This is a genomic window from Helicobacter didelphidarum (genome assembly GCF_003364195.1).
In the GTDB taxonomy this organism is placed as follows: domain Bacteria; phylum Campylobacterota; class Campylobacteria; order Campylobacterales; family Helicobacteraceae; genus Helicobacter_A; species Helicobacter_A didelphidarum.
Map to the genome: position 1 here is coordinate 1 of NZ_NXLQ01000054.1, position 4,796 is coordinate 4,796.

The window sequence follows — 4,796 nt, forward strand, 5'->3', positions numbered from 1 at the left end:
AAAAGTCATATCATTCTCCAAGAGTATGAATTAGATATGAGTGAATGCAAAGATATAAAGAAGAGTGATTTGCCTCTTTCTATACAAGAAGACTATAAGGATAAAGACTTTACTTATAAGGTATTCTCTATAGTGTTTGATAATCATACAAGAGAGTATGTCTGCATTATTCCTACAAGAATACCTAAGATACTTCAAAAAGCATTTGAAGAACATAAAGAAGCACAAGAGAACAAAGACTATGGATATGGTGCATTTACACTCATAGATGATACATACAAAGAATACAAACAAGAGAGTATATATTCTAAAGAAATATGGCTTATGCCAGCTCAATGTAAGAAACTTACGATAGAGATTGGGGTTTAGTGGTGAGATTGGCAAAGATAATGTAGAATCTTATATAATCAAGATTAAAGAGGTGGTGTAGAATGAAAACAAAACTTTTGATATTAGCTAGTATAATTTGTAGCGTAGGTTTTGGCTTTGAGATAGGGAATAAAGAGCAGATTTGTAAAAGTATGTGTGATGCAAGGGTAAAAGAGGCGTTAGAATCTCAATCATTTAAGCAAGATTCTAAAGACACAAGCAATTTAGCAGAGATTGAGATTGTAGATATTCCCAATGAGAGCGCAAGGAAAGCCTTTGAAGATTCACTTTTTGAAAACAGCAAAGATTCTAAAACTTCTAAAATCAACAATGAAGCGATATGCAGAGCAAAGATATTCCATAGTTTTAAAGGCATAGATGGAATCTACTTTGATGATAGTGTGATTAAAGCAAATTCTAATGGTGTGATTGATGATATTAAAGGCTCAAAGTATGATTTGGTGTCGCTTGGATTAAAAACGACTCAAGAAGATTTTATGTTAGTAAATAGTGGTCATGAAAATGAATATTCTAATTCATCAACTATAGACTATGCAAAAAATATGATGTATCTTAATACTATTTTTTCCGCAAAATATGTTGATATGAGATATGATACGCTCAAACAATATCTTAAAATTGAAATGTTTGCGCGATATGAGCTTAAATTAGATAACATTCCTAAAGATAGATATTATCGCATAGGTTGGGTGGATTATAGGGATAATGATGAATATTATAAACATGATAAATTTGGCACTTGTAAGGATAAAAAATTAAATAATAATTATTGCCTCTTTATCTATGATATTCCTAAAAAAGAAGTGAGTAAAATATCGCCTTTTATCATAACATACTATCCAATAAAAAGTGAAATCATAAAAAAAGAAATCCCATATTCTCCCAATCTATTTCCTGCACAAGAAGAAACAGGTATAAAACTTGTAGGCACATATACTCTCACAATGATAGGAAATAAACCATTATGGATACGCATTAATAGCAATATATCGTTTGTTGCTCTTACAAGATTCTATGCTCTTAAGTATGATGATAATCTGCAAGCAAAAGAGATAATTTTACTTGCAGAACACCCATTGTATCAAGGGGTAGAATGCGACCTTCGCAAAAGTGTAGAAGTTGTTTTTAAATATGACATTTTAGGAAATTAACCATGTGAGGATAGTAAATGTTAGCCAATAAATACAATCCAAAATTTGATAAAACTAAAGAGGCTAAATACGACAAGATAAGTGCTTTTAGAAAATATGCTGAAGTAGCACAAGCGAGCTATTGTCTCAAGCTTAAAACCAATATGGGCAGTGTAGAAAATGATGAGGATTTTATTAATGCTCTTAGTGATAAAGGATATTCACAACATTTTAGCGAAGAGCAAGCAAAGAGATTTGCAAACGAATATCAAGTAATGGCACATTATAAAGCACCTAAAGAAAATGAGGGTTTTAAAGAAGTTGTATCAAATATTACAAATTTTATCAATGATGATGGTTTTAGCGCGACTTTATTCTTGGATAAAAATACTAAAGATTATATTCTTGCTTTTAGAGGCACAGAGGGTTCATTTGGTGGAATTAATAAAATCAATAATGCTATTAGAGATTTTTATACGGATTTTCTCCTTGCTACAAATGAGATTCCTAATCAATATTTTACTTTAGTAGATTTCTTTGAACACACTATAAGTAATATTATCTCAAATAATAAACTCATTATCGTAGGGCATTCACTAGGTGGACATTTAGCACAAGTATTTTGTATTAACTATCCTAATGTGATAAAAGAGCTTTATACTTATACAAACTTAAGGAATGTGGCGTGAAAATGAGTTATAGTATATTATCAATCATTGGAATCTTAGTTGTGGTAGTGATGTTTAGTGGGTGTGGATTTAGATACTTTGACCCACAATATTATGAGTTTAAGAAATTGTATGAAGAAGAAGGTGGGCTTTATATTTTTGATGAAAAGCTAGAAGTGGAAACTTATGATAAAGACATCCTTTCCAATGGGTATAATTTAATTCGCAAGAATGATGAACACGATATTGAGAGAATTAATGATAGAATAATAAGCTTTAAACAATTTGGTTATTATTTTATAGACTCTCAAGGTGAAAAGCATATAGTTTCATATAAGAAAGGATTTTATTATACAGAACATGGTTTATGGCTACATGGTGATGAGGGTAGAGGATTTCATTGGGACACTGAAAGAAAAATGGGTGGCACTAATAGTAGAAAAAATACATTTATTCTAAAGGATAACAAATGGGTAAAAATAGAGAATTAATTACAAGAATGCTTGATTATGCAAATTGTGCTGATGCGAGCTATGCGATGTTACATGATGTGTTTAATGATATAGATTCTATATTCAAATCTATGGAATGCGTATGAGAATGATTTATTTAATCTTTGGAATCTTAGTCGTAATACTTGTATTTAGTGGGTGTGGATTTAGATACTTTGACCCACAGTATTATGAGTTTAAGGGGTTAGCAGAAAAAGAGAGTGGTTTTTATGTAGTTGAACCAGAATTTTTTGATGAAATTCAACAAGAAAATTTTAAGCATAGTAGAAAGCTTTCAAATGGCTATAGCATAAAATCTAAAGAAGCTACTTATATAGGAAAAATAAATAGCAGAATACATGAATTTCATTATTATATGATGTATTTTATGGATTCTTCAAATAAAAAGCATATAATTTCATATTATAGAGTTTTTAGATATAAAGAACATGGCTTATGGCTAGATGGTGATGAGGGTAGAGGATTTCATTGGGACACCACACAAAATATAGATCACACCTCATGGGATAATGTATTTTACTACGACAAAGAAACAAAGATTTTTATAAAAAAGGATAAAAATGACAAATAAAGAAATGATTACAAGATTCAAAGATATGGCGGATTGTGCTAATGCAAGTTATGCAATGTTACATTATGTATATGAAAATATAGACTCTATATTCAAATCTATGGAATGCGTATGAGAATGATATATTTAATCATTGGAATCTTGATTGTAGTATTATTTAATGGATGTGTAAATCTCATGTATTTTGACCCACAATATTATAAATACAGAAAATTATTTTACAAAGAAAGTGGAACATATATCTATGATGAAAAATTATATAAAGAAGCTGAAAATTTGCGAAAGAAAAATGGAGGTATGTATGTATTTGTAGATTTTACTCCATTGCTGTCTAATGGTTATGAACTCATGATTGATATGGATAAAGCTTCCACACAACCTAGACAAATTGATAGCAGAATACGAACGAACGATTATCTTGAACACTATTTTATTGATTCTCAAGGTAAAAGACATATAATTTCATATAGGAAGGGATTTTATTTTCGATATTATGGCTTATGGCTAGATGGTGATGAGGGTGGAGGATTTCATTGGCACACGACAAATTACTTTGATAATGGTTCAAGTGCTAATACATTTATTCTAAAGGATAACAAATGGCAACAAGTAGAGAATTGATACAGAAATTTAGAGATATGGCTGATTGTGCCGATGCAGCTTATGCAATGCTTCATTATGTATATGAGAGTATAGATTCTGCAAATCCAAAGAAAGAATGGGAAGAAGCTGATAAAATAACATTGGGATATAAACTTGAAGCTGATATAGAAATCAAAGATAAAAACGATAAAATCATACGCAAAATTACTAAAGACTCTAACACCGCCTATGCTAGAGCCATTGAAGCAAGATTTTGTCAAGATTTAAAAATATATTCTCCAAATGATAACAAGTATATTGAAATAAATAATGACCCTAAAAATATACAATCTAAAGATGACGAAGATAATAAAGATGATAAAAAATACACTCTCTCCCTCCGCACTCAAAACTTTGTTGAACGCTATGAATTAGTCCATCATATCCCAGATATTGCCTCACTAGATACACTCTTAGCATTTCTTACAGGATATAGTGCTACGCTATTTTATGATACAGACAACAAAAACTATATCTTAGCCTTTAGAGGTTCAGAGGAAATATTTCAAGATATGGTTATAGCAGATGCATTTTTAGCATTAACAGGAAGAGCAATAACTCAAATAGAAGCAATGAATGATTTTGCAACTGATATTTTTCAAGCTATCATAGCCCATCATCAAAAGTCATCAAATATAAATCTTAATAATCCAAACTTAGAATCTAAAGATATAGCGTAATGAAAATGAGTTATAGTATATTATCAATTATTGGAATCTTAGTTGCGGTAGTGTTGTTTAGTGGGTGTGGAAGCTTTGGCTTTATCCCTTATGAATTACAACCAAGTTATTGGAAGTTTAAGGAGATATGTGAGGCGAACTATGATATATTAGATTCTAATGAAAGAACAAAAAAATTGTTAAATCTTTTTAATGTGAATGAT

8 protein-coding genes and 2 pseudogenes are annotated in these 4,796 nt (G+C 30.3%); all 10 read left to right on the forward strand.

All coding sequences use genetic code 11. The features are described 5' to 3' along the window. Positions 1-369, forward strand: a pseudogene (locus tag CQA53_RS12500) (hypothetical protein); the annotation flags it as partial. A gap of 62 nt (positions 370-431) precedes the next feature. Beyond that, positions 432-1,541, forward strand: a complete 1,110-nt coding sequence (locus CQA53_RS10115; protein ID WP_115543854.1) for a hypothetical protein — start codon at positions 432-434, stop codon at positions 1,539-1,541. A gap of 17 nt (positions 1,542-1,558) precedes the next feature. Continuing rightward, positions 1,559-2,209 (forward strand): lipase family protein, encoded by a 651-nt coding sequence (locus tag CQA53_RS10120; RefSeq protein WP_115543855.1) that lies wholly within the window; start codon positions 1,559-1,561, stop codon positions 2,207-2,209. Continuing rightward, positions 2,206-2,679, forward strand: a complete 474-nt coding sequence (locus CQA53_RS10125) for a hypothetical protein (protein WP_115543856.1) — start codon at positions 2,206-2,208, stop codon at positions 2,677-2,679. The genes CQA53_RS10120 and CQA53_RS10125 overlap by 4 nt, the downstream gene beginning before the upstream one ends. Next, complete coding sequence (locus CQA53_RS13615) at positions 2,658-2,786, forward strand: hypothetical protein (protein WP_281271186.1); 129 nt, start codon at positions 2,658-2,660, stop codon at positions 2,784-2,786. Before CQA53_RS10125 ends, CQA53_RS13615 begins: the two co-directional genes overlap by 22 nt. Next, on the forward strand, positions 2,783-3,271 hold the full coding sequence (locus CQA53_RS10130; protein ID WP_181882431.1) for a hypothetical protein: 489 nt from the start codon (positions 2,783-2,785) through the stop codon (positions 3,269-3,271). The genes CQA53_RS13615 and CQA53_RS10130 overlap by 4 nt, the downstream gene beginning before the upstream one ends. Beyond that, on the forward strand, positions 3,261-3,386 hold the full coding sequence (locus CQA53_RS13620; protein WP_281271187.1) for a hypothetical protein: 126 nt from the start codon (positions 3,261-3,263) through the stop codon (positions 3,384-3,386). Before CQA53_RS10130 ends, CQA53_RS13620 begins: the two co-directional genes overlap by 11 nt. Then, complete coding sequence (locus tag CQA53_RS10135; protein ID WP_115543857.1) at positions 3,383-3,892, forward strand: hypothetical protein; 510 nt, start codon at positions 3,383-3,385, stop codon at positions 3,890-3,892. The genes CQA53_RS13620 and CQA53_RS10135 overlap by 4 nt, the downstream gene beginning before the upstream one ends. After that, on the forward strand, positions 3,871-4,593 hold the full coding sequence (locus CQA53_RS10140) for a hypothetical protein (protein WP_115543858.1): 723 nt from the start codon (positions 3,871-3,873) through the stop codon (positions 4,591-4,593). Before CQA53_RS10135 ends, CQA53_RS10140 begins: the two co-directional genes overlap by 22 nt. Then, positions 4,593-4,796: pseudogene (locus tag CQA53_RS10145) on the forward strand (hypothetical protein); the annotation flags it as partial. The gene CQA53_RS10140 and the pseudogene CQA53_RS10145, both read left to right, overlap by 1 nt.